Source organism: Pseudomonas sessilinigenes (assembly GCF_003850565.1).
Lineage (GTDB): Bacteria > Pseudomonadota > Gammaproteobacteria > Pseudomonadales > Pseudomonadaceae > Aquipseudomonas > Aquipseudomonas sessilinigenes.
In genome coordinates, this window is sequence record NZ_CP027706.1 from 1,973,627 (window position 1) to 1,993,788 (window position 20,162).

The window sequence follows — 20,162 nt, forward strand, 5'->3', positions numbered from 1 at the left end:
GCACGGGGCGGGCTTTTGCACAAGGGGCTCAGTTTGGTTGCAACTGGCGGTCCATGCTGGTGATGCAGTCGAGCATTTGCTCGCGACATTGGGCCATCAGGCGCGGTATGTCGTCGGGGGTCAGGCCGGCAGTGGGGATTGCCGGTAGCGAACGGATCAGGACCTCACCACTGTTCCAGCGATTCAGGCGCATGTGCTTGATGTAGTTGCTGGTGCATACCGGAACGATGGGGACCCCGGCGGCAATCGCCATCTGGAAGGCACCGCGCTTGAACGGCAACAACTCCTGACCGCTGTTGCGCGTGCCCTCCGGGAACACCCAGATCGAGGTGTCCTTGTGTTGCAAGGTATGGGTGGTGGTGACGATCGAGCGTCGTGCCTTGTGCGGATTGCCACGGTCGATCAGGACGTTGCCCGACAGCCAGAACAACTGGCCGAACAACGGCACCCACTTCAGGCTTTTCTTGCCGATGCACACGGTGCGTGGCGGCACCACATTGCCGAACACGAACAGGTCGTAGTTGGACTGATGGTTGGCAATGATCACACAGCTTTGCGGCTTGTCCATCAACGGGCCGGCCTCGGCCCTGACCTTCAGGCCCAGGATACGCATGGCCGGCCAAGCATATAGGCGGGCACACAGGCGGCTGTTGTCAGGGTTGAAGGGGCGACACAGCCCAAGCAGCAAGCCCAGGCTGCCAGCCACTATAAAGTGCAAGCCCATCAATGACATACGAAACAGATACAGCATCTAAACGGCTACCGCGCAGGGGACAAAAGGTGGCGCAGTGTACGAATGTGCACTGTTTTCGGCAATTGCTGTGCCGGGCAACAAGAGGGGCGATGCTTGAGCAGATGTGTCCGATGGTGGGGCGTGCAGGGACCAGAGGGCGGAGTAATAAAAAGCCCGGCACAAGGGCCGGGCCATGTTTCGTCATGCCGAGGTTCAGCCCAGGTGTCCCTGGTCCTCGATAATGGCGTTGTCCAGATTGTCCAGCAGGGCCTTGCGCACCTTCAACTTGGTGTTCTTGTGGGCCAGCATGTTGATCTTCTTCAGTTGGCGTGCCGCTGCCAGGGCTGCGCCTTGCAGTTCTTCGGGGCTGACCACCTTGTCGAGGAAACCGGCATCCACGGCGCTGTGCGGGTCGAACATCTCGCCGTTGATCACCGAGCGGTGGAAGGCCGAGCGCCGCAGGCGGTCACGGGCCAGCTCGATGCCAGCGTGGTGCATGGTCAGGCCGATCTGCACTTCGTTGAGGCCGATGCTGAAGGGCCCCTCGACACCGATGCGGTAGTCGGCGGACAGCAGCAGGAATGCGCCCTTGGCGACCGCGTGCCCCGGGCAGGCCACGATCACCGGGAAAGGGTGGGACAGCAGGCGTCGGGCCAGGGTCGAGCCCAGGGTCACCAGGGCCACGGCCTCCTTGGGGCCGGCGGTCATGACCTTGAGGTCGTAGCCCCCGGACAGAATCCCCGGCTGACCAGTAATGATCACCACCGCGCGATCGGCAGTGGCCTGGTCGAGTGCGGCGTTGAAGGCGGCAATCACGTCCGGGGAGATGGCATTGACCTTGCCATTGCTCAAGGTCAGGGTCGCGATACCGTCTTCGAGATGGTAGGAAATCAACTCACTCATGACGCAATTCCTTGTATTAGAAGTGCAGCAGAAGTTACCCAGCATGATCGGTCCGGTAAAGCGCCGTGACTGACTGGTGAGTCAGGCTTTGCTCCGGGCGGCAGGCCGCACGACCTGCTGGGCTGCCTATGTATAGCCGCACGGCAGCGTGGAGCAGGCCGAAGATTGGCCGGTTTGCCTTGTGCCATGGGCGCGCGTAGGCCCGAAAACCAGAAAAGTGCTTAAGCGCATGAAAATTCTGAAAAAAACCTTTGCCATCTGAAAAGCTTTCGACTACATTAGCGCGCCTCGACAGACTGAATCGGTTTGAAGAGAAACGGTGAGGTGTCCGAGTGGCTTAAGGAGCACGCCTGGAAAGTGTGTATACAGGAAACTGTATCGAGGGTTCGAATCCCTCCTTCACCGCCATATTCGATGTACTCTAAACCCCTGAAAACGTTGAAGTTTTCAGGGGTTTTTTGTTGCCCGATAGAAAGCTTAGGGCATTTTTAGGGCAAAAAAATCGGCCCTTAGGCCGCCATAGTCCGTCCTGAGTCCCATCATCTTGGAAACAATCCCGCCATGCTCTTCGTGTCCGAGGGTATTCGGCGGCCTTAGTGTTTTTCACCATCGTTGTATCGCTGTGCCCGAGCGGGCGGGCCGCCGTGCACGCCGAATGGGCGAGCCTGGGAGCTTGTAGAAGGGGCTACAGGGCGTGAAAGCTATCGGATAGGATGGCGCCCTATTGAAAAAGGTCGCGACATGTCCAACCCCATATTAAATACAACTGTCCGCTACCCAAGCTTCGATTTGATCCGGTTATTACTGGCAGTTGAAGTAGTGGTGGTTCACACCTGGGCTTCATTGGACCCGCATTTCAGCTGGCCCGGTTTTATCAGAGCTGTTCCAGCGTTTCTCGCGGTCAGTGGTTTTTTGGTGCTTAAGAGTTTCGCCAATACAGGCTCTTGGACTGCGTTTGCCAGGAAACGGGCGTTGCGAATTTTTCCGGCGCTGATCTGTTCGTTGTTGTTGGGATACGTCCTGCTCGATTACACATTTCTGATCAACTCGCTTACCGTCTGGGTCACTGGAGGCTTGATGATGCCGCCCCATACCAATTCGGCTTTATGGTCCTTGGCCTGGGAGGAGCTGGCCTATGCCGTGCTGGCAATTCTCTGGGCTTTGGGGGCATATAAGCGGCCGGTGTACATCTGGTTGCTGCTGGCAGTGGCGAGCGTGATCTCGTGGAAAATCACCACAATGCCAATCAGCCCCTACTATCACGTCCTCTCGTACCTGGCGCCTGCGTTCTTCACCGGGAATTTGATGTTCCTGTATCAAGAGCGCTTGATGCGATTTGGCTCAGTGCTGCCGTGGGTGTTCTTCGTGGTGGTTTGCCTGTGGACGTATATCCCTATTCCAGGCATCGGCGGCGACATGGCACCCTCTGTGGTGCAGGCATTCGCGGTCGTATGGGCCGGTATGTCCGGCGCCAAGCTTATCCCGTCTAAAATTCCCGACTTGAGCTACGGGATGTACGTTTATCACATCCCGATGATTCTCTTTATCAACGCAGCGTATAAGCCGGGCAACGCCTTTCTGACAGGGACATTGCTGGCCCTCGCACTGGTACTGTTCTCCTCTGCCAGCTGGTACTTAATCGAAAAGCCAGCGCTAAAACTGAAGAACCAGCCGAGTCCTGCCGCCGAGGGGCAACCCCGCGTTCTATAACAAGCGAAACGGCGCCTATTCAATGAGGCGCTGCTGCCGCTGACGAGGAATATCTGGCTTGGATCTCGTTGAAGCGGTCGATGGCTGCTTCCCTGGCCGCCTCCCAACCTGGCTCGCCCATGACCTGCACGCGGTTCGCTTCGGCGAATTAGTAGTCGGAACCGGACACGGGCTCGGCATACGCGGCGAACCGCAAACGCTCTATGACCTCTGGCGTCGGCGTTACCCGTGGGGAATGCCGGCGCTGTCGCCGGTCGTGGTTTGCGGGGCGTGTTCGGTGGCCTGCTCGCTATTCACCAGCACCAGGTCCACGTGGAGCCGAGGATCGAAGTCGGCCCAGGCATCCTGCAGGTGCAGGTGTTTCATGCCGTCTTCCTCCATGCATTGTGCCGCGTGCACCAGGAAATCCCCCAGCGCCTTGAGAGTGGCGGGCGAGGCGAGCAGGGTTATTTCGTCCAGTGGTATTTGCGTAGGCGAACCGGTTCGGGTGCCGTATGCCTTGAAGGCGTCGATCGTTATCATTGCGCGATTTTCCCGGGGCAGGTGCTTGGCTGCAGGCCGCCATTGAAACAAACAACGGCCACAGCGGATATGCCTGCTGTAGCGCCCCGGATGGCACTGGACAATGCATCGAATGGAGATGAGCTTGTGAAACATCAGCAGTTGCTGGAGAAACTGGCCGCCAGGCACCTGGTCCAGGCCTTGGACGAGGATCTTGCCCGGCTGGCCTGGAAGGCGATGGTCGCACAGCAGCAGGGTCACCAGGGCTCGCTGAACGATGCGGTGTTGCCAAGCCTCCTGGCTCGCTGGAATTGCGTGTTGCTGGCGGATGAGTCGCAGGTGGCGCCGCTTTACCGGCACAAGGCCTGGCTCGCGCTGGCCACGCTGCTGCATAAATATGGCTTGGCCGAGCCGAGTATTACCGCCCGGGCCGTGGAAGCGATCGAGGAGCTGAATCGAGCGGTGGCCCTGGGGGACAAGTTTCATCAGCGCTCGCAGGAATTCAGCGCTGGCCTGCAAGCGCCTCCCGTGGCCCTGGCGCGCAAGCCGGCGCTCCCTGACTCCATAACGTTCTACCGCGCTGGCGATGTCTTGGCCATCCACCTGGAGGGCAGGTTCTACGCCGCTTATGTGCATCGCCTGGGCAGCATCAACGAAAGCCCGATCATCGAGTTCTATGCCCAGGTGTTCGACCAGGTGCCGACGCTGGAACAGTTGCAGCAAACGCCCGCCCAGGGCGAGTTGTACAACGATGGCATCCGGCGCAAGAGCCTGTATGGCGTGAGTGGCATCAAGTTCCAGCCCGATCCTGCCGGCCAGGTGACGCTAATTGCCGCCTGTGTCGCCCATCCTCCGGATAGCAGCCATCTGGCGCCTTCGGTGGGGCTGTACGCAGTCTCGGATATCTTGCGTATCCAGGACACTATCCGCCGTATGTTCGAAGTACCCGTCCCGGCGACGGCACAGGCCTGAAGAGCTGGATTGCCTGGCGCCCGGGTGTTCGCCGACGGGCCCGACAGATCATCCACGGCGGATAACCACTGGCAGTGGAGACACCATGACGATTTCAAAGAAAGGCCGCTACAGGTACGGCAGCGAAGACGCGGATATCCAGCCGGAGATCCGCCGCTATAGCCAATCAAGCTACGAAGCGGTGAGGTTCAACGCTGCCCGATGCGCCTGCGGGAACGACCGGTTCACCCTGGAAACCGACGAGGAGGTCGGCGCGGGCAGAAGCACCTGCACCCGGTGCGCAGCCGTCAAGCTGCTGGGCGACAGCGCCGACTACGCAGTGCAGGCGGCTTTCGAGAACCATATCTGCGTCTGTGACCACGAACATTTTGCGATCACTTCGGCAGTCGCGCTCTATGCCGACAGCAACGATGTGCGCTGGTACTACATTGGCTGCCGGTGTGATTCCTGCAATCTGGTCGGGGTGTTCGCCGACTGGAAATGCGAAGGCGGCGACGCCGACAGCTTCCTGGCCCGGACCTGAGGGCTCAACTGCGCTGGCCCAGGGACTCGGGGTGGTTCTGGGCACCGGGTGTGGGCGGCGTCCCGCTGGTACTGGCCAGGACCGCCTCGATGAATTGAAGAATGGCCTGGTTCATCTGGGTCAGCCCCGGCTCTTCCAACGGATAGTGCCCGGCGTTCTCCAGCAGGCGGGTCTGCACCTCGACCTGTGCCAGTCGCTCGAGGAACGGTTGGCTGAGCTTAAGCGGCGTCCAGCGGTCCGCTGCCGGCTGGGTCAGCAGGACCGGACAGGCCTTGAAGTCTTGGGGGGCGATCACTGGCACGTAGTTCAGGTAGGAACTCAGAAAGCGCAAGCTGGCCCAGTTGCCGGCCGAGGTGCGGTCCTTGAGGCAGGCTTTTAATGCGGCTCGGTCATTGACCAGGGTGTGCATCTTGCTGGCCAGCCACATCGGTATCTTCAGCCCGGCCAGCGGAGTGTTCGCCAGAGCGTGTATCAGTGGCCCACCCAACCGGCCCAGCAGCGGGGTTAGGGCGGTCTGTTCCCTGACTAGGGGCACGCGCTGATCGAGGAAGGTCATGCCGATGATGCCCGCCACCTCCTGGTTCATGGCAGCTGCGTGGTAGGTGAGCATGCCACCGGCGCTCAGACCATAGAGAAAGATCGGCCGCGAGTCCCGGCGACGCTCGTGTTCAATGAGCGCGTGGGCCAGTTCCACCCAGGTGTCATAGCGCACCTGGGCCTTTGGGGCGACCTGGGTCTCGCCGTAGCCGGGCATGTCGATCGCCACCGTTTCCAGCCCCAGGCGGGCAAGAGGCAAGCCGGCTATCGTCGACATCTGCCGCCCATTGGTGCCCACGCCATGGAACAGGATGACCTTGGCCGGTGCTGTCGGATTGACGAAGCGATCCAGATGCACATTGTGGCCACGCCACGACCAGTATTCCTCCAGTGGGGCGTTGCTGGCGTCGATCTGGTAGGCCTTGGGCAGGAAGGCTTGGATGGCTTTCCACTGATGCTGGTCTTGGTAGCTCATTGCGGACCTCGCTCTGGACAGGGAAGATGGAGCGCTTTATCGAAAGTGACATTTGTCACGTTAAAACATAACTTATGTCGGATTTTTCTCCCATGCAAGACACTTCGTCGGCTCCCAAGGGCAAGAAGGGCGCAAGGCTGCCTCAACAGGAGCGCTCGCAATCCCGCATGGCCAAGGTGCTGGCGGCTGCCGAGCAACTGCTGCAGGAGGTGGGTCCCGATGCTGCATCGATACCCGAGATATCCAAGCGCTCCGGGGTTCCGAGGGCGAGCATCTATCAGTTCTTTCCGGACAAATACGCGTTGCTCGCCCACCTGGCGAGCCTGCAGATGGAGCGTATCGCCGCGCTGATCGATAACTCCCGGCCCGGCCCCGAAGGCGACTGGAAGCAGGCCATCGGTCGGGTCATCCGCGGCGTTGCCGGTTACTACAACGCTCACCCGGCCGCCAGCCTGCTGCTCCTGCGCGGCAACTTCACCCCGCTGGACAGCCAGGCCCACGAGCGCAAGGACGCCATGATCGGTAGCTTGCTGCGCGACTACCTGCTGGCCCGGGGTGGCTTCGACAGCCTGCCCCGGCAGCCGGACGTGACCACCCTGGCGGTGGAAATCGCATTTGCCTGCATGAAGTACGGCTACCTGGCCGAAGGCCGCATCAGTGAAACCATTTGCGTCGAGGCGGAGCAGGCGGCGATCGCCTACCTGTCCCGTTGGCAATCACCAGCGGCTTGAGGCTGCGTTCGGACACGCCGGATGCTAAGTTGCGCGCTTGCCTTGGCCCAGGATGGCGATCCATTGATGAAGAGTTGCAATCAGGCGTTATTGATCTGTGCGTTGTGCGTCGCCCCGTTCGTGGTGGTGGCGGGAGAGGAGAGGAACCCCGTGGACCGCGCCTCGATGATGGTCACCGGGGTAACCGGCCTGACCACGTTCGGCACATTGGGCACCACATCCAATCCTGGCGAGATCTTTCATTCGGCCAAAGGCGATGCCCTGGCCTTCGTCGGTTCCGGGGGCCAGATTCGCGGCGCCCAGCTGGAGCAGGCGCTGCGTTGCTACCGAACACTGCATCCTGCCAGTGATGCCGACGACATGCGCCTGGCCCGGGCCCTGGCGGCGTACGACAGCTGAACGCCGAGGGAAAATTTGCCCTGGATCAGTTTTTCTTCCACTGGCTGGCCGCTCGTCGGCGTCTGCGGTGCTTTGGCCGGCAGGTCGGCAAATGACTGTCTAGTCTCAAGCGCCGTGACGATCAGTACTTTCCAGGCAATCAGGAGCTTGCCGGTGCTGGTCGGTTGTTGGAGGGAGCTGGGAGATGAGGAGTCTTGCTTATATCGAAGACAACGGGGATGAGTTCCCAATCAACAACTTGGTGCGTTGCGGGCAGGCGGCATTCGAGGCGAAGGCTGAGCTTTCTGTGAATGTCGTCAGGAAAAAATCCGCGGTGACATCGGTCGCCAGCAATACGATGTTTTTTCCTCGGGCCCTGCCCAAGAACAAGCGATCTTGAGTAACGACTGCCCCGCACTTGCGGGGCTTTTTGTATGTGGGCGAAGAGGCGCGGGTGACCGGCGGCAGAAAATTTTTCACCCGCGCCGCCACGCCCGCAGGCCGGGGGCGACAGAGGTCGTGTTGGAGGGACGTCGGGCCTGGCGGTGAAATTTTTCACGCTTTCTTCACATCTGCCTGCGTAGGCTCAAACCATCCGTTAAACGCAACACCCTAGCCCGTTCCCCAGCGGGCTTTTTTTTGCGTGGTGATAAAACTCTTCTGGAATTGGTTGTCCAATCCGGCGCCAAATCCCGGGTGGTTTCGCGGTGACCTGCGTCGAGTCATGCGGCGCCGGGTTCTTACATGTCAGTTCGACAGTCTTTTTTCGAGGTTCAAGTCATGCGTTTAACTCTCCCTGCCCTGGTTGTGGGACTTTTGCTGGCCCAAGGCGCGATGGCCGGTGACGGTACAGCAGCCATTGGCGGTGGCCTCGGCGGCGCGCTGGGCAATGTGGTGGGGCAGAAGCTTGGCGGCAGCACCGGAGCGGCCATCGGCGCGGGTGTCGCCGGGGCAGCCGGCAGCGCGGCTGGTGCGCGCAAGGGCAGCCGGGCCAAGGCGGCGATCGGTGGCGGCCTGGGTTCGGCTGGTGGCTCGTTGATCGGCAATCGCCTGGGCGGCAGCACCGGCGCCACTGTCGGTGCTGGCATCGGTGGTGCGGCGGGCGGTGCCCTGGGCAGCAGCATGGGGCACAAGAAGCGTCACTGATCCAGGCGCAAGCAACCCGAGAACCCGGCCATGCGCCGGGTTTTTTGTGCGCCTCGCCCAGGTTTCGCCATACTTGCCAGGATGGTCCTGGCGATCGAGGAGGCGATCATGGCCCGTGAAGCTCCAGGCAACACCCAACCCATCTCCGGGGAGCCCGAGGTGATCAACGACCCGGGCAACGAGGACCCAGGTTCCTTGCTGGACGATGCCCGCGTCCCTCTGCAAGAAGCCCTCGATCCGGACGCCAGCGGGCCCGACCCGCGCGATTGAAGCCTGCGTGCCCCGTCGCACCTGTGCCGGGTTGCCCCTGGCACAGGCCCGCCGCTATGCTGCTGAACCCTTTCATCGAAAGGCTGGCTAACGAACGGGCCGTACCTGAGCCGCTCCCTGGAATGTACTTTTGCTAACGGATCAGATGCGATGAATGCACAGTTGAATGATTTTGGGCCGATCAAGGCGGTCATTTTCGACATGGACGGTCTGCTGCTGGATACCGAGGGCATCTACACCGAGATCACCCAGTTGATCGCCGAGCGTTATGGCCGTACCTACGACTGGACCATCAAGCAGAACATCATCGGCCGTGGCGCCGCCGACCTCGCGCGTTATGTGGTGCAGGCCCTGGACCTGCCGATCACTGCCGAGGAGTTCCTGGTGATGCGCGAGCCGCTGATGCGCGAGCGCTTTCCCCGGGCCGAGGCGATGCCCGGGGCACAGCAGCTGGTGCGCCATCTCAAGGAGCACCGGATTCCGATCGCCGTGGGTACCAGCTCTTCGCAGATGTCCTTCGTCGAGAAAACCACCCGCCATGGCGACTGGTTCGCCCTGTTCGACACCATCGTCACCGCCGACGACCCGGAAGTGACCGCCGCCAAGCCGGCGCCGGACATCTTCCTGACCGCCGCCCGGCGCCTGGGAGTCGAGCCGCAGCAGTGCCTGGTGTTCGAGGATTCACCGTTCGGCGTGACCGCAGCCAGGGCCGCCGGCATGAGCGTGATCGCAGTCCCTGATGCGGCCATGGCCGACAGCAAGTTTGCCCATGCCGATGCGATCCTGCGGTCGTTGCAGGCCTTTCAGCCTGCTGCGTGTGGCTTGCCCAGGCTGGACTGGCCGGCCTAGATAGCCGCCTGCCCAGGCGCGGCAATGGCTGCGTCTGGGTGGTGCGAGAAGATGCAGCTGTTTAATGCGTGCGCGCCGCGCACAGGTCGATTTCCAGGGCCATGATGCTCAGTCCCTCGCTGATTCTGGAGGGGCCAAGCTGCCGGATATTGAACTTTCTCTTGATCAGCAGCCGTGCAATTGCACTGGGTGAAACCGTCAGTAGCTTGCGCGCCCCCAGGGACCTGGCGTACTCGAAGGCTTCAAGCAGCAGCGACATCGCACTGGCTGAGGAGTAGGCATTCATCGCGTCGGTGTCTTTATCGAGCGATACAGCGGCGAATCTGGACAGCTCCCAGACATGCGTCTGGGACGGCGGCTGATCTGAACCCAGCAGGTCGGGAAAGACTTCCGATAATAGATAAGGGCGGGTTGTCGGTAGCAGGCGTGCGGTGCCAACAATAGCACCTGTTTCATCTTTGGCCGCGAGATAGAGAGTGTCATCCCGGTCAAACTCGTCGAGTTCCAATTGGTCGGGGCAATCCAATGGCCAGCCGAGCTTTTCCACAAATACCTTATAACGATAAGAAGCAATATCCTGCTTAAGCTGCGAGCCTAATGCTTTACCATTTCCGGAAAAAATACGCATCATACATCCTCGGCGTTCAAGTCGAGGGCGATCGTAAATTAGCCAGTAAAGCCGGGTACCTACCATTATTGGTAGGTGGCAGGCCTTTTTTTGCCAGGGAAAAGCCTTGGCGCGGTTGGTGCTGGTCGCCGGACAGGGGGATGGGCAGCCGGCGCCAGCATGGCTTGGGAGCAAAGGTGTTCCTGAGCCTGAGGTGCAAAAGGGGAATGTTAAGGCAGAGAAGGTTTTCGGCTTGGGTTTGTCTTATTGTTTTCTATTGTTGTTATTTAAATCAGTTGTCCTGTCAGGAAGGCTTGGATAACTGCAGCGGTCTTATTGGCTGCGCTGAGTTTCAGGATGGAGTTCTTGATGTGAAAGTTCACCGTATTTTCTGATATGGCCAGCAGGCAGGATATTTCAAATGAGGTCTTTCCGCTGCCAGTCCACTTTAGAACCTCTTTTTCGCGGGATGTCAGCTTAACTTCGTAGGGGTTGGCAAGGCGGGTGCTGATGCGGTTTGAAAGTGCCAGGTGGGCTACATTTACCAGCCAGCGCATTTTTATTTCGTTGGCATCCAGTTCCTGGCGGGTGATGGGTTGTGAAGATCGACTGAGGGATAACATGCTGGCTGCCCCAGCGGCGTTGATACTTGATTGCGACCACCCAACTTTAAGTCCTGCTGCACGTGCTTCCTCCCAAAATATCGGTGCTTCGCGAGATACCGAGTCTGCCCAGATGATCGGTGTCTGGGATTGCCTCCCTTGTGCCACTATCGGGTCAATGGCCAGGTAGTTTTCAGTGTCGTAGCGCCTCTGCCATTGACGAGGGTAGTTGTTGAACATCACCACCTTCTCCTCGGGAAAAATCACTTGTAGCCCATAGGCACAGTATTCGAACTCAAGCATCGTAGCGGCTTCTTGAATTCTCTTGACTATCTGAGATTCGGAAAGTTTCAGGTCCGTTATCATCAGTAAGTCATCTTGCCAGTTTTTCATAAGTACCCTCCTTGTATTGTCACCTTTCATACGGCGGTGACATCGAGTTGCGCCGCGAATCTGACCAGTTCTACGTTGGAAATCAAGTTTATAAGTATCAAATATACGTAGATGTAAGCTTGGCGTCAGAAAAAAGATGTGGCGACGGGCGCTCTCCAGCAACTTGCTCAATAGCGTATCGGCGAATAGAAAGAGTAGAGAATTCGTCTCGCTGAGTACCTACCAATAGTGGTAGTTACAGATGAGCGATAATGTCTCTAGATTGTTGAAGGACGGACGGGCTGAGCTGTTTGAACGCGCCGGCAGTCTAGATGAGCTCCACAGGGAATATAAAAATCAATGGAGAGAACTGCCCGTGCTTAAGAAGGTACTTGTCAATGTTGAGGCGACGCCATCGTGCCCAGCAGCATGCAGTATGTGCCCCCGCTCAGTGATTAAGGACTATGGTTTCATTTCGCTGGAGACCATGGATAAGATAGTTTCGCAAATAGACCCTTCCTATGTCTGGGAACTTGACTTGGCGGGCAGGGGCGAACCGACCATTCATCCAGAGTTCCATGAGCTTTTGCGCATGATGCGCCGCTCGGGCGTATTGACCGATGTGACAACAACTGCGGTCACCTTCAACCAGCGCAATATAGATGCCTGTGTGCAGAACGTTGATGTTATCAGGCTGTCTGTCAGTTCTATTCGGAAAGAGATTTTCGACAAGGTCCATATTGGCCTGAATCACGAGAAAATCTGGCGCAACATTGCTGCATTGGCCGAAGCTGCAGCGGACAAGGTGATTGTCCACTTGACGGGCGGTCCGGTGATTTATAGCACGCTGCCGGAAACCGTCGCACATTTGCGCAGCTTGGGTTTCAAGCGCATCTATCTATTCCCGCTGTGGAACCGCGGTGGGGATATCAACGCAAAGCTCGAAAGCGAATATCGTCAGAAGCTCGTTCGTGAGTTGAGCTTGAACCTGTCCGAGAGTGAATACAAAACAGGCATGGGCAAGGTCAAGTTCATGCTGAATGCCCTGTTGGGCACTCTTGAGAATCGCAACTTTTGTGCAATCGGCGATGGTAGCGTCAGTATCAGCTATACCGGCGAGATACTCGGCTGCTTCCAGGATTTCGGGCACGTATCAAATATTGGTCATATTGATAATGACAATCTGAAGAGGATTGTTAAAAGCCGAGTGAAACAGTTGGGCAATATGGAAATTTGCCAGGGCTGCAATTCGCGCAAGGCAGTGTTCAAGTTACCAATGTTTTTGACCAGCTAAATAGCTTTCTGCATCGTTGTACAGGGATGATACGCCGTGAATACGCAGGAAACTGATTTTTTATTGCTGAATTGCTGCAACTTGCCTTGGCGTCCGATATATCCGTATGCCTTCGTTCAGATCAGTGAAATTGCCCGGCGCTTCGATATCAGGGTGACACGTATTGATTTGCTATACGTTCAGCATTGGTACGAGCACCTGAAGAACGTGATAAAGACCCAGCGCCCGAAGATGATTGGTATACATCTACGGCAAGGCGATTCCCTTGATCTGTCCAACTATGATGCGGTGGATGGTGAACCAGGTAGCTATTTTAGAACCTATTACCCTGTTGAAGACAGCAAGCGCTTGATTCGCCTGGTCAGGGAGTTGACGGATGCGCCTATCATCATGGGCGGGTTTGGCTTCACCACTCATGCCAGAAAGCTGGCCAACTATCTGGAGATTGATCTTGGTTTGCAAGGCTGCCCTGACGGCTTCTTTCGAGCCTTTAACGACACGCTTTGCGGTCGCAATCTGGGGGCGGTGCCGGGGCTGATTCACAAGAACGGCTCGGAGTACATCTATAACGATGTAGGTTTCTACAAGCCAGCCGAAGCGACGGAGTATCGTCTTGATATCGTTAATGAGATCAAGGCCTTTTACGGCCCGGCATTACAATCGAGAACACCACCGACCATTGCCGTGGAAGTGTCCCGCGGATGCCCGTTCCAGTGCTATTTCTGTGTCGAGCCTGATGTCAAGGGCAAGCGTATCGACAAGCGCAACCTGGACGTGGTCGAAGCCGATCTGGAGTTTCTGTTAAAAAACGACCTTTATGATTTCTGGTTCATCTGCTCTGAACTGAATATCGGTGGAGCCGGTTTTGCGTTGGAGTTGGCCGAGCGGGTCATCCGGCTCAATGAACGTTATAAGAAGCGCCCGATTAAATGGTCGGGGTATTCGTTGCCTTCACTGGGGCACGATGAGCTGAAGACCATGATGCGTGCCGGTTATACCGGGGCGATGAACGATATTCTGTCGTTGGACGAAGAGAACCTGAAGCGGGCAAGGGTGCCGTACAAGCGCGAACAAGCCGTTACCTTTCTCAAAAGCCTGTCTTCGATACGCGCGGAAATTCATGAGGAAAAAAACCGCAAGCTGGAGGATCAGGCAAAGTTCACCGCCAGTGCGCCGATCGAGTACTCGAACCTCATTTCGTTCTTCCTGGGGAACGCGCATGCAGATAGACACACCATCGCTCGTACTTTGGCGTTTCTGGAAGAAAGTGGGCTGACCAATAAGTATGAGGCCGGCTACGTAATTCCCAGCACCCGCGTGTTTGGCATCGGCAGGACCCAGGATTTTGTTGCCAGGGATAGCACTTATTCCTTTGGCCGCGATGGTGTCATCGCCACGGACTCCAAATGGCCGACCTTTCATTTTCCGGAGTTTCTCGTGAGTGCTCTGGGGGATCGAGAGCGGATATACAGTTTTTTCAACTACGTCGCCAATACCTTGATGTGTCAGGCGCATCGGAAGAACAAGTCTTTCAGTCAGTTTATTGCACTGCATCTGGAGCAATGCCTCGATGACTGCTCGGAAATTTGGGCGGATTTGGCAAATCTGCTCGACAGCAGCGGTGATCCTCGACTCTTGCCTGGCGATATCAAGGCATTGCTGAACGAGGTGGCACCTGACGACAGAAAGTTGCAGGAAGATGTTTGTCACAGCTGGCTGCTTGAGTTGTTCCTGCGGAATTCAAAGCGCATACAGCCGATCATTTCTTTCTTTGGTGAGCAGCATTTTTCCGATGTAAGGCTTGCCTCCAGTGATTATGTGTTTACCCGGTTGTTTTATACGAATTTTTCCAGCGCTGGAGAATGGTTGGAACTGGCTACGAAAGTAGCGCCCGCCAGCGGCGGCTATGCCGCGCTGTTCATGCGTTACATCGAGTATGCAATAGGCCTTGTATTCAGGCGCGAATATAAGGATCTGTTATTTGAGCTTTGATCTGGCCTGGCAGGGAGCCTATGCGATGTTGGCAAATGCAGTTTCCAACCTTCGATTGATCGAGACATTGAGCGAGAAAGTTCCTGTTTGGGCACTTCGTGGTCTACAGGGGCGTTATCACTGGCAACTTGAATCCGGAACTCACCTGGGCTGCATGGATGTTTCCGAGACATTGAGTTGGTCATTTACCGCACCGCAGTGTCCACCACGCGCCAGCATTACTCTCAGCGATACGACGCTTGAGGTGTTGGCGAACAAGGTCGATGACCCGCTGACGTTGTTCAATACCGGAAAATTGCTGATCAGCGCGGACAGCGATCACACCGAAATTGCCGTCGATGTGATGAAGTTGTTGAATTTTATTTTCAACAGTGCCCTGGTGGACACTCAGCGCATTGTTCAATTGGCGACCAGAAGTACTCAAGGAAAGGATTTTCCGCTGTGCCAGGTTATTGCCGACCAGCGAGATATCGAGCCGTATCTGAAGCGTGGCGAGCCGGTAATTGTAAGAAATGCTGCTACTGCATGGCCGATTTTCTGTATGTCTGTCGGCCAGATCGTAAGTCACCTGGGTAGTTTGGATGTCAGTCTTCTTCTCGAAGAATACGATCTGGAAAATGCTCGCCCGCCCAAGTATCAGAAGACTTCGTTTGCCGACTATGTAGAGTCCTTGTATGTCCCGGACGCACCTGTCCACGGTTATATGGCGGCCAATACCGTGCCACCGGCACTGGAGGATAGTTATCGCTTTCCGAGTGTTTTTGCACGGGAAGTCTTCAACACGCCAAGGTGGTGGATAGGTCCGGCCGGCACCGGACTGAGATTGCACAGGGATATGGTTGATAACTTTCTGGTGCAATTGAAAGGGCGCAAGAAAATACGCCTGTATGCTCCCAGTGAAACAAGATTCCTGTACCCGGCAAGTGTTGGCGGAAACCTGATGTATGAGCCTAGTCGCGTGGATCCGGAAAACTATCAGGCAGACAAGTTTCCAGACTATCAGCACTCGGTATCCACTGTTTGCGAGTTGCAGGCTGGCGACATGTTGTATTTGCCGGCCGGTTGGTGGCATCACGTCCTGAATCTGGAAGTGTCCTGGTCGCTTAACTTTTTCGCTGTAAATGGTGAGCCAAGAGTCTTATCTGTCAATCGTGATAACTATGAGAGTGTCCAGCTATGAGTAATTTGAAAGACTTGAGGAAGGGCGATTTGCCCCAGGCAACGGAAGCGGCACTCCAGGTTCGCACCGGCTTTGATCCGGTACCGGGCAGCGATGATAGCTCTCCCGAGTTCAATGATCCTTCCTATATGTTGAAGGACCCTCTGGGCCTGACCACACGGGCCCTGGAGAAGTACGGCAACATTGTTTACCTGCCGGGTATCGACGGCTATCTCATTGCCGATGCCGACTTTATCGAAAGTATGCTGATTGGTGACGAGCGGTTTTTTTCCAAGAGTGCCGAAACCATGGAAAAGATCAGCCCGGCCATTGGCAATGGGCTGTCGACGCTGATCGGTGATGAGTGGAAGCGTCAGCGCAAGATCGCCAATCCGTCTTTCAGCAAGCGCAGCGTCGACGCTTTCGGCAATGTATTCCACGAATGCATCAACGAGATGTTCGAAGAGTGGGATGCACGTTCCGAGGGCGTTCTCGATGCAACCCAGGAGATGAAGAAACTCACCCTGCGGATTGTCATCAAGTGTTTGTTTTCCACGGATATCCAGCGCTTTACCAGCGATGTCACGGCGGCCCTCGAGGTCTTGCAGGAGTACTCGCTGCTGAAGTTGTGGTCGCCGGCGAGCATCAGTGCTGACGATCAGCAGGCGTACGAGAACGCCAAGAAGAAGATCGACACCATCATCTACAGGATCATCCACGATCGTCGTCAGAACCAGGAACTGCAGCATAACGACCTGTTATCGATGTACATGTCTGCGGTGTACGAGGATACCGGGGAAGGGATGACCGATATCCAACTTCGGCATGAGGTCATGAACCTGTTTCTGGCCGGCCATGAAACAACCGCCAATGGCGTGGCGTTCGCCCTTTACCTGTTGGCGAAAAACCCCCGGGAACAACAAAAGTTGCATGCCCAAGTCGAGGCTGAACTCGGCGATGCAATCTGCACCCTGGAAGACTTGAAGCGCCTTGATTACACCGATTGGGTATTCAAGGAGTCGCTCCGGCTCTACCCGTCGTCCTGGGGCATGAGCCGGGTAGTGCTGGAAGACTATCAGTACAAGAACTACCTGTTTCCCAAGGGCGCGGACTTCATCGTGGCCCAGTGGGGGCTGCATCGGAGTCCGCAGTACTGGCAAGAGCCTTTGAAGTTCGACCCGGAACGCTTTGCGCCGGAGCGCATCAAGCAAGTGCACAAATACGCCTATCTGCCTTTCGGTGCAGGCGCGCGCAAGTGCATCGGCATCCATTTGGCCGAGGCCGAAGGCAAGACGATTCTGCTGCGTATTGCGCAACGCTATGAGTTGCGCGCAGTGGATGGCAATGAGCCGACATTGAAAGCCCGATTGTTCATGACTTCCGAGCCGGGCGTGTGCCTGGAGTTTATCAAGCGCAACTAAGGTGTTTTATGCAGACGATTGCTTTTGCCGTGCCTTTACCCGCTGACAAGAAAGAACGATTCCTCAAGTTCGCCCAGTTGCTGCGCAATGAGCGCAATGCCGATTTTCGCCGGTTCCTGGAGCGTCTGGATACCGTTGAGGAGAACTGGTTCCTGCAGCCTTTTGGCGAGATGGAACTCTTTATCTGTTACTTGGCTGCGCCAGATTTGCAAGCCGCATTCGGCAAGTTGGCGAGCTCCCAGCATCCCTTCGACAAGTGGATAAAGCAGGAAAACAAGGAAATCTTCGGCATGGACTTCGAGTCCCCCAGCGATGATCCGATGCCCGAAGTGTTACTGCAGTGCAAAGTTGAACCCATTCATTCACACAGTTGGTAATAAAGATGAGCCTAACCCTATTTCGTGAAAGCTATCTGGCTGCGGTCCGTACTAAAGACTACAAGTCTTTGGCATCTTTGTACGCGGCAGATGCCATTCGCAAGTCTCCCGGGCAGCCTGATCGCATCGGTGTGACGCAGATCCTCGAGCATTACCAGGAGTGGCAGGGCACTTTTGCCGACATGCAACTGGCCGACCGCATCCTGTTTCTCAAGGACAACGTGCTGATCGCCGTGTGGGGCTGGAAGGGGCGACACGCCCAGAGCTACATGGGCGTTGAACCGAGCAACAAGGAGGTCGGCCTGATCGCCGCCAGCCTGTTCTGGTTCGACAGCGATTTTCGCGTCACCAAGGAACACACCTACGAGGACCCTTACACCCTGCTGATCCAGCTCGGGGTGATCGATGATCAGGGGCGCGCTGTTCCCTCGCTGACCGAACCCTGCGAGATCTATGACTGCAAGACCCTGAAGCCGCGTTTCGAGAACCTGGCCAAGATGCGCCGCTACAACGAGTTGCTGTTGAGCAAGCAACTGCAGCCTTGGCTCGATTGCATGAGCGACGACATCGAGTGGGATGATCAGATGGTCCCCGGGCTGGCGGTGGGCAAGGAACACTCGCGAGACGACTTCGTGATGCTGGCCGAAGCCTTCCCCGATGCGTCCATCAACATGACCAACATGTGGTCGGTAGGCGACTTCGTGATTCATCAGGGCATCTTCACCGCAACGCACAAGGGGCCTCTGAAAGGCATTCCGGCGTCCAACCGGGTGGTCAACGTGGACAACATGGATATTGCCTACTTTGACGGTGATGTGATCCGCAAGGGCTGGACCTTCGGCAATACCCTGGATATGGGTTCGCAAATGGGGATGGGTAAATGACCGCGCTCAGCATGAAGTTGATCGGCAACGAAAACAGCGCCTGCACCCGTAGCGTGCTGATGGTTCTGCGGGAAAAGAACACGCCGGTGGAGTTTGTCAGCATCGATCTGGCAACGGGGGCACACAAGTCGGACGAGCACCTGCGCCTCAATCCGTTTGGCAAGGTGCCGGTTCTGATCCACGGTGACCTGACCCTTTACGAGTCCCAGGCCATCAACCGTTATCTGGAGGCAATCCTGCTCGGCCCTTCGCTGATCCCGCAGAATCCGCAAGACGTTGCGCGGATGGATCAGTGGTTGAGCGTGGACTCCAGCTACTTCACGCCTCAGGCCTATGCCCTGGTCTGGCAAAAGCTGTTCTTGCCGATGTATGGCGGACAAACCGACCAGGCAGTGGTCAAGGAGGCACAGGAGAAGCTGAGTGCCATCTATGCGGCCATGGACAGTGCCATTGGCGAAGAAGGGCGGTTCCTGGTTGGCGACTCGCTGTCCCTGGCTGACCTGGCGTTTGTCCAGTACACCGATTACATCCTCAAGGCGCAGAGCGAAAGCATCGTATTCAACTACGAGAACGTTCGCCGCTGGTGGTACGGGCTGACTCAACGCGAGTCCTACAAGGATCCGCTCTCAGTCATTCTCTGAATCATCCATGGCGTGCCTCTGGCACGTCATGCCCACCATCGGTAGCAGATAAAAACGCGGAGATTCTGCGATGAGCACTTCAGCCAGAAGTCGTCGTTCGGTAGTACTGTGGATGTATGAAAACGACAATGGTCATATCCCCAGGCAAAAACTCTGTGAGTTACTTGAGGAAAAAGGCTTTGTGGTTTTTTCCGACTTTGACATGCGCCAATGCCATGTTATTTCCGGGAAAGTCTATACCGCCTGTGGGCGCTGCCTCAGTGATTTTGATGCGCTGTTTCATATGAACGCCGATGAGCAGTCGCCTTATCAGGCCGATATTCTTCGGGCGTTGCAGGACAGCGGTGTAGCGGTGGTGAACGAGTGTGTTTCATTCTTCAATTGCCGCGACAAGTTCAAGGCCAACCAACTGTTACGTCTGCATGGCGTGAACGTCCCCGACTCCGCATTGCTCGGCAGCCAGATCGACGCTGCGGTCATTCACCAACTCTTCGCGCGTTGGGGCAGCCTGGTTTACAAACCACGCTCGGGTCATGGGGCGGTCGGTGTCATGCGCTTCGTGGCAGCTGAACAGTTCATCGACTTTATCCAGGCCACTGCACACTTCCTCGGTGATTACTACGTTGAGCAATTCATCGAGTTCGGCGAATACGACTGCCGGGTCGAGATCTTCAATGGCGAGTTGATGGGCGGCTATAGCCGCAAGAAGAAACACAGCTTTAAAACCAACATATCCGCCGGCGGTGAAATGACTCCGCGAATTCTGGGTGGAGAAGTCGAAGTGGCCCTCAAGGCTGCCCAGGTACTGGGTATCAACGGGACTATCGTCGACATGGTGCAGTCGACTGCCGACGGCCAGTTCTATGTGCTGGAGGTCAATCCTCTTCTGGGCATCTTCGTCGAGTCGGCCATGCGTGCCGGCACCAAGATGCCCGACACCGAGCCGGACGAGCGTTACTCCTACGACCGCTTGAAGCTGGACTCGATTGCCAGCTACATCGACGCGCTGCCTGCGCGCCAGTCACGGCTACCGACGCCATGAAACCTGCGCACTGTGCATAGGCGCAGTGCCGGTACCTATTCAG

General features: G+C 56.9%; 23 protein-coding genes and 1 tRNA gene. 18 read left to right on the forward strand and 6 right to left on the reverse strand.

The window, feature by feature from the left end; translation table 11 throughout:
• Positions 1–28: 28 nt before the first annotated feature.
• On the reverse strand, positions 29–751 hold the full coding sequence (locus tag C4K39_RS09390; protein ID WP_068577886.1) for a lysophospholipid acyltransferase family protein: 723 nt from the start codon (positions 749–751) through the stop codon (positions 29–31).
• A gap of 195 nt (positions 752–946) precedes the next feature.
• Positions 947–1,636 carry a crotonase/enoyl-CoA hydratase family protein gene (locus C4K39_RS09395; RefSeq protein WP_068577885.1) on the reverse strand — a complete coding sequence of 230 codons (690 nt, stop codon included), beginning with the start codon at positions 1,634–1,636 and terminating at the stop codon, positions 947–949.
• A gap of 318 nt (positions 1,637–1,954) precedes the next feature.
• Between C4K39_RS09395 and C4K39_RS09400 the strand changes: the two genes are divergently transcribed.
• Together C4K39_RS09400 and C4K39_RS09405 are read left to right on the forward strand one after the other, a co-directional pair.
• Positions 1,955–2,044 (forward strand) — tRNA-Ser (locus C4K39_RS09400).
• A gap of 333 nt (positions 2,045–2,377) precedes the next feature.
• Entirely contained in the window at positions 2,378–3,346 is a 969-nt protein-coding gene (locus tag C4K39_RS09405) for an acyltransferase family protein (RefSeq protein WP_124346193.1), read from the forward strand.
• Positions 3,347–3,568: 222 nt separating this feature from the next.
• On the opposite strand, the gene C4K39_RS09410 is transcribed toward C4K39_RS09405, so the two are convergent.
• Positions 3,569–3,868 carry an Imm32 family immunity protein gene (locus C4K39_RS09410; protein WP_124346194.1) on the reverse strand — a complete coding sequence of 100 codons (300 nt, stop codon included), beginning with the start codon at positions 3,866–3,868 and terminating at the stop codon, positions 3,569–3,571.
• 126 nt (positions 3,869–3,994) lie between these two features.
• Here C4K39_RS09410 and C4K39_RS09415 point away from each other — a divergent pair, with 126 nt between their 5' ends.
• Both C4K39_RS09415 and C4K39_RS09420 read left to right on the forward strand, forming a co-directional pair.
• Positions 3,995–4,819: a hypothetical protein gene (locus C4K39_RS09415; RefSeq protein WP_217884170.1), complete on the forward strand. Its 825-nt coding sequence runs from the start codon at positions 3,995–3,997 to the stop codon at positions 4,817–4,819.
• Positions 4,820–4,904: 85 nt separating this feature from the next.
• Positions 4,905–5,342 (forward strand): hypothetical protein, encoded by a 438-nt coding sequence (locus C4K39_RS09420; RefSeq protein WP_068577328.1) that lies wholly within the window; start codon positions 4,905–4,907, stop codon positions 5,340–5,342.
• A gap of 4 nt (positions 5,343–5,346) precedes the next feature.
• Here C4K39_RS09420 and C4K39_RS09425 read toward each other — a convergent pair whose 3' ends face one another.
• Positions 5,347–6,354, reverse strand: coding sequence for an alpha/beta hydrolase (locus C4K39_RS09425; protein ID WP_124346196.1), 1,008 nt, complete (start codon positions 6,352–6,354; stop codon positions 5,347–5,349).
• Between the two features lie 92 nt (positions 6,355–6,446).
• On the opposite strand from C4K39_RS09425, the gene C4K39_RS09430 reads away from it, so the two are divergent.
• The 6 genes from C4K39_RS09430 to C4K39_RS09450 all read left to right on the forward strand — a co-directional run bounded on the left by C4K39_RS09430 (position 6,447) and on the right by C4K39_RS09450 (position 9,728).
• The gene (locus C4K39_RS09430; protein WP_164487271.1) at positions 6,447–7,085 is read left to right on the forward strand and encodes a TetR/AcrR family transcriptional regulator; all 639 of its coding nucleotides are present in this window, start codon (positions 6,447–6,449) and stop codon (positions 7,083–7,085) included.
• Positions 7,086–7,151: 66 nt separating this feature from the next.
• Positions 7,152–7,484 carry a DUF2388 domain-containing protein gene (locus C4K39_RS09435; protein WP_124346198.1) on the forward strand — a complete coding sequence of 111 codons (333 nt, stop codon included), beginning with the start codon at positions 7,152–7,154 and terminating at the stop codon, positions 7,482–7,484.
• A gap of 184 nt (positions 7,485–7,668) precedes the next feature.
• Positions 7,669–7,863 carry a hypothetical protein gene (locus tag C4K39_RS09440; protein ID WP_124346199.1) on the forward strand — a complete coding sequence of 65 codons (195 nt, stop codon included), beginning with the start codon at positions 7,669–7,671 and terminating at the stop codon, positions 7,861–7,863.
• A 380-nt stretch (positions 7,864–8,243) separates the two neighbouring features.
• Positions 8,244–8,609: a glycine zipper domain-containing protein gene (locus C4K39_RS09445; protein WP_031321282.1), complete on the forward strand. Its 366-nt coding sequence runs from the start codon at positions 8,244–8,246 to the stop codon at positions 8,607–8,609.
• 108 nt (positions 8,610–8,717) lie between these two features.
• Complete coding sequence (locus tag C4K39_RS31495) at positions 8,718–8,879, forward strand: hypothetical protein (protein ID WP_164485015.1); 162 nt, start codon at positions 8,718–8,720, stop codon at positions 8,877–8,879.
• Between the two features lie 150 nt (positions 8,880–9,029).
• Positions 9,030–9,728: an HAD-IA family hydrolase gene (locus C4K39_RS09450; protein WP_124346200.1), complete on the forward strand. Its 699-nt coding sequence runs from the start codon at positions 9,030–9,032 to the stop codon at positions 9,726–9,728.
• A gap of 61 nt (positions 9,729–9,789) precedes the next feature.
• On the opposite strand, the gene C4K39_RS09455 is transcribed toward C4K39_RS09450, so the two are convergent.
• Both C4K39_RS09455 and C4K39_RS09460 read right to left on the reverse strand, forming a co-directional pair.
• Positions 9,790–10,356, reverse strand: coding sequence for an acyl-homoserine-lactone synthase (locus tag C4K39_RS09455; RefSeq protein ID WP_124346201.1), 567 nt, complete (start codon positions 10,354–10,356; stop codon positions 9,790–9,792).
• A gap of 266 nt (positions 10,357–10,622) precedes the next feature.
• Complete coding sequence (locus C4K39_RS09460) at positions 10,623–11,330, reverse strand: autoinducer binding domain-containing protein (RefSeq protein ID WP_124346202.1); 708 nt, start codon at positions 11,328–11,330, stop codon at positions 10,623–10,625.
• 241 nt (positions 11,331–11,571) lie between these two features.
• Between C4K39_RS09460 and C4K39_RS09465 the strand changes: the two genes are divergently transcribed.
• From C4K39_RS09465 to C4K39_RS09500, 8 genes are all read left to right on the forward strand, one after another.
• On the forward strand, positions 11,572–12,603 hold the full coding sequence (locus tag C4K39_RS09465; RefSeq protein WP_124346203.1) for a radical SAM protein: 1,032 nt from the start codon (positions 11,572–11,574) through the stop codon (positions 12,601–12,603).
• A 36-nt stretch (positions 12,604–12,639) separates the two neighbouring features.
• Positions 12,640–14,595, forward strand: coding sequence for a radical SAM protein (locus C4K39_RS09470; protein ID WP_124346204.1), 1,956 nt, complete (start codon positions 12,640–12,642; stop codon positions 14,593–14,595).
• Positions 14,585–15,775, forward strand: coding sequence for a cupin-like domain-containing protein (locus C4K39_RS09475; protein WP_124346205.1), 1,191 nt, complete (start codon positions 14,585–14,587; stop codon positions 15,773–15,775). The genes C4K39_RS09470 and C4K39_RS09475 overlap by 11 nt, the downstream gene beginning before the upstream one ends.
• 128 nt (positions 15,776–15,903) lie before the next feature.
• Complete coding sequence (locus tag C4K39_RS09480; RefSeq protein WP_164487272.1) at positions 15,904–17,175, forward strand: cytochrome P450; 1,272 nt, start codon at positions 15,904–15,906, stop codon at positions 17,173–17,175.
• Between the two features lie 8 nt (positions 17,176–17,183).
• The gene (locus tag C4K39_RS09485; protein ID WP_124346207.1) at positions 17,184–17,552 is read left to right on the forward strand and encodes a DUF6176 family protein; all 369 of its coding nucleotides are present in this window, start codon (positions 17,184–17,186) and stop codon (positions 17,550–17,552) included.
• A gap of 5 nt (positions 17,553–17,557) precedes the next feature.
• Positions 17,558–18,436: a nuclear transport factor 2 family protein gene (locus C4K39_RS09490; protein ID WP_124346208.1), complete on the forward strand. Its 879-nt coding sequence runs from the start codon at positions 17,558–17,560 to the stop codon at positions 18,434–18,436.
• Positions 18,433–19,077 (forward strand): glutathione S-transferase family protein, encoded by a 645-nt coding sequence (locus tag C4K39_RS09495; protein ID WP_124346209.1) that lies wholly within the window; start codon positions 18,433–18,435, stop codon positions 19,075–19,077. Before C4K39_RS09490 ends, C4K39_RS09495 begins: the two co-directional genes overlap by 4 nt.
• Positions 19,078–19,147: 70 nt before the next feature.
• Positions 19,148–20,119: an ATP-grasp domain-containing protein gene (locus C4K39_RS09500; RefSeq protein ID WP_124346210.1), complete on the forward strand. Its 972-nt coding sequence runs from the start codon at positions 19,148–19,150 to the stop codon at positions 20,117–20,119.
• Positions 20,120–20,162 lie beyond the last annotated feature (43 nt).

What these genes read in the sequence shown, in the direction of transcription:
- C4K39_RS09460 (WP_124346202.1), bottom strand. Translation starts at nt 11,330, where the DNA reads ATGAAAAACTGGCAAGATGACTTACTGATGATAACGGACCTGAAACTT.
- C4K39_RS09405 (WP_124346193.1), top strand. Translation starts at nt 2,378, where the DNA reads ATGTCCAACCCCATATTAAATACAACTGTCCGCTACCCAAGCTTCGAT.
- C4K39_RS09420 (WP_068577328.1), top strand. Translation starts at nt 4,905, where the DNA reads ATGACGATTTCAAAGAAAGGCCGCTACAGGTACGGCAGCGAAGACGCG.
- C4K39_RS09440 (WP_124346199.1), top strand. Translation starts at nt 7,669, where the DNA reads ATGAGGAGTCTTGCTTATATCGAAGACAACGGGGATGAGTTCCCAATC.
- C4K39_RS09410 (WP_124346194.1), bottom strand. Translation starts at nt 3,868, where the DNA reads ATGATAACGATCGACGCCTTCAAGGCATACGGCACCCGAACCGGTTCG.
- C4K39_RS09395 (WP_068577885.1), bottom strand. Translation starts at nt 1,636, where the DNA reads ATGAGTGAGTTGATTTCCTACCATCTCGAAGACGGTATCGCGACCCTG.
- C4K39_RS09485 (WP_124346207.1), top strand. Translation starts at nt 17,184, where the DNA reads ATGCAGACGATTGCTTTTGCCGTGCCTTTACCCGCTGACAAGAAAGAA.
- C4K39_RS09435 (WP_124346198.1), top strand. Translation starts at nt 7,152, where the DNA reads ATGAAGAGTTGCAATCAGGCGTTATTGATCTGTGCGTTGTGCGTCGCC.
- C4K39_RS09425 (WP_124346196.1), bottom strand. Translation starts at nt 6,354, where the DNA reads ATGAGCTACCAAGACCAGCATCAGTGGAAAGCCATCCAAGCCTTCCTG.
- C4K39_RS09445 (WP_031321282.1), top strand. Translation starts at nt 8,244, where the DNA reads ATGCGTTTAACTCTCCCTGCCCTGGTTGTGGGACTTTTGCTGGCCCAA.
- C4K39_RS09480 (WP_164487272.1), top strand. Translation starts at nt 15,904, where the DNA reads ATGTTGAAGGACCCTCTGGGCCTGACCACACGGGCCCTGGAGAAGTAC.
- C4K39_RS09450 (WP_124346200.1), top strand. Translation starts at nt 9,030, where the DNA reads ATGAATGCACAGTTGAATGATTTTGGGCCGATCAAGGCGGTCATTTTC.
- C4K39_RS09490 (WP_124346208.1), top strand. Translation starts at nt 17,558, where the DNA reads ATGAGCCTAACCCTATTTCGTGAAAGCTATCTGGCTGCGGTCCGTACT.
- C4K39_RS09390 (WP_068577886.1), bottom strand. Translation starts at nt 751, where the DNA reads ATGCTGTATCTGTTTCGTATGTCATTGATGGGCTTGCACTTTATAGTG.
- C4K39_RS09465 (WP_124346203.1), top strand. Translation starts at nt 11,572, where the DNA reads ATGAGCGATAATGTCTCTAGATTGTTGAAGGACGGACGGGCTGAGCTG.
- C4K39_RS09430 (WP_164487271.1), top strand. Translation starts at nt 6,447, where the DNA reads ATGCAAGACACTTCGTCGGCTCCCAAGGGCAAGAAGGGCGCAAGGCTG.
- C4K39_RS09495 (WP_124346209.1), top strand. Translation starts at nt 18,433, where the DNA reads ATGACCGCGCTCAGCATGAAGTTGATCGGCAACGAAAACAGCGCCTGC.
- C4K39_RS09455 (WP_124346201.1), bottom strand. Translation starts at nt 10,356, where the DNA reads ATGCGTATTTTTTCCGGAAATGGTAAAGCATTAGGCTCGCAGCTTAAG.
- C4K39_RS31495 (WP_164485015.1), top strand. Translation starts at nt 8,718, where the DNA reads ATGGCCCGTGAAGCTCCAGGCAACACCCAACCCATCTCCGGGGAGCCC.
- C4K39_RS09500 (WP_124346210.1), top strand. Translation starts at nt 19,148, where the DNA reads ATGAGCACTTCAGCCAGAAGTCGTCGTTCGGTAGTACTGTGGATGTAT.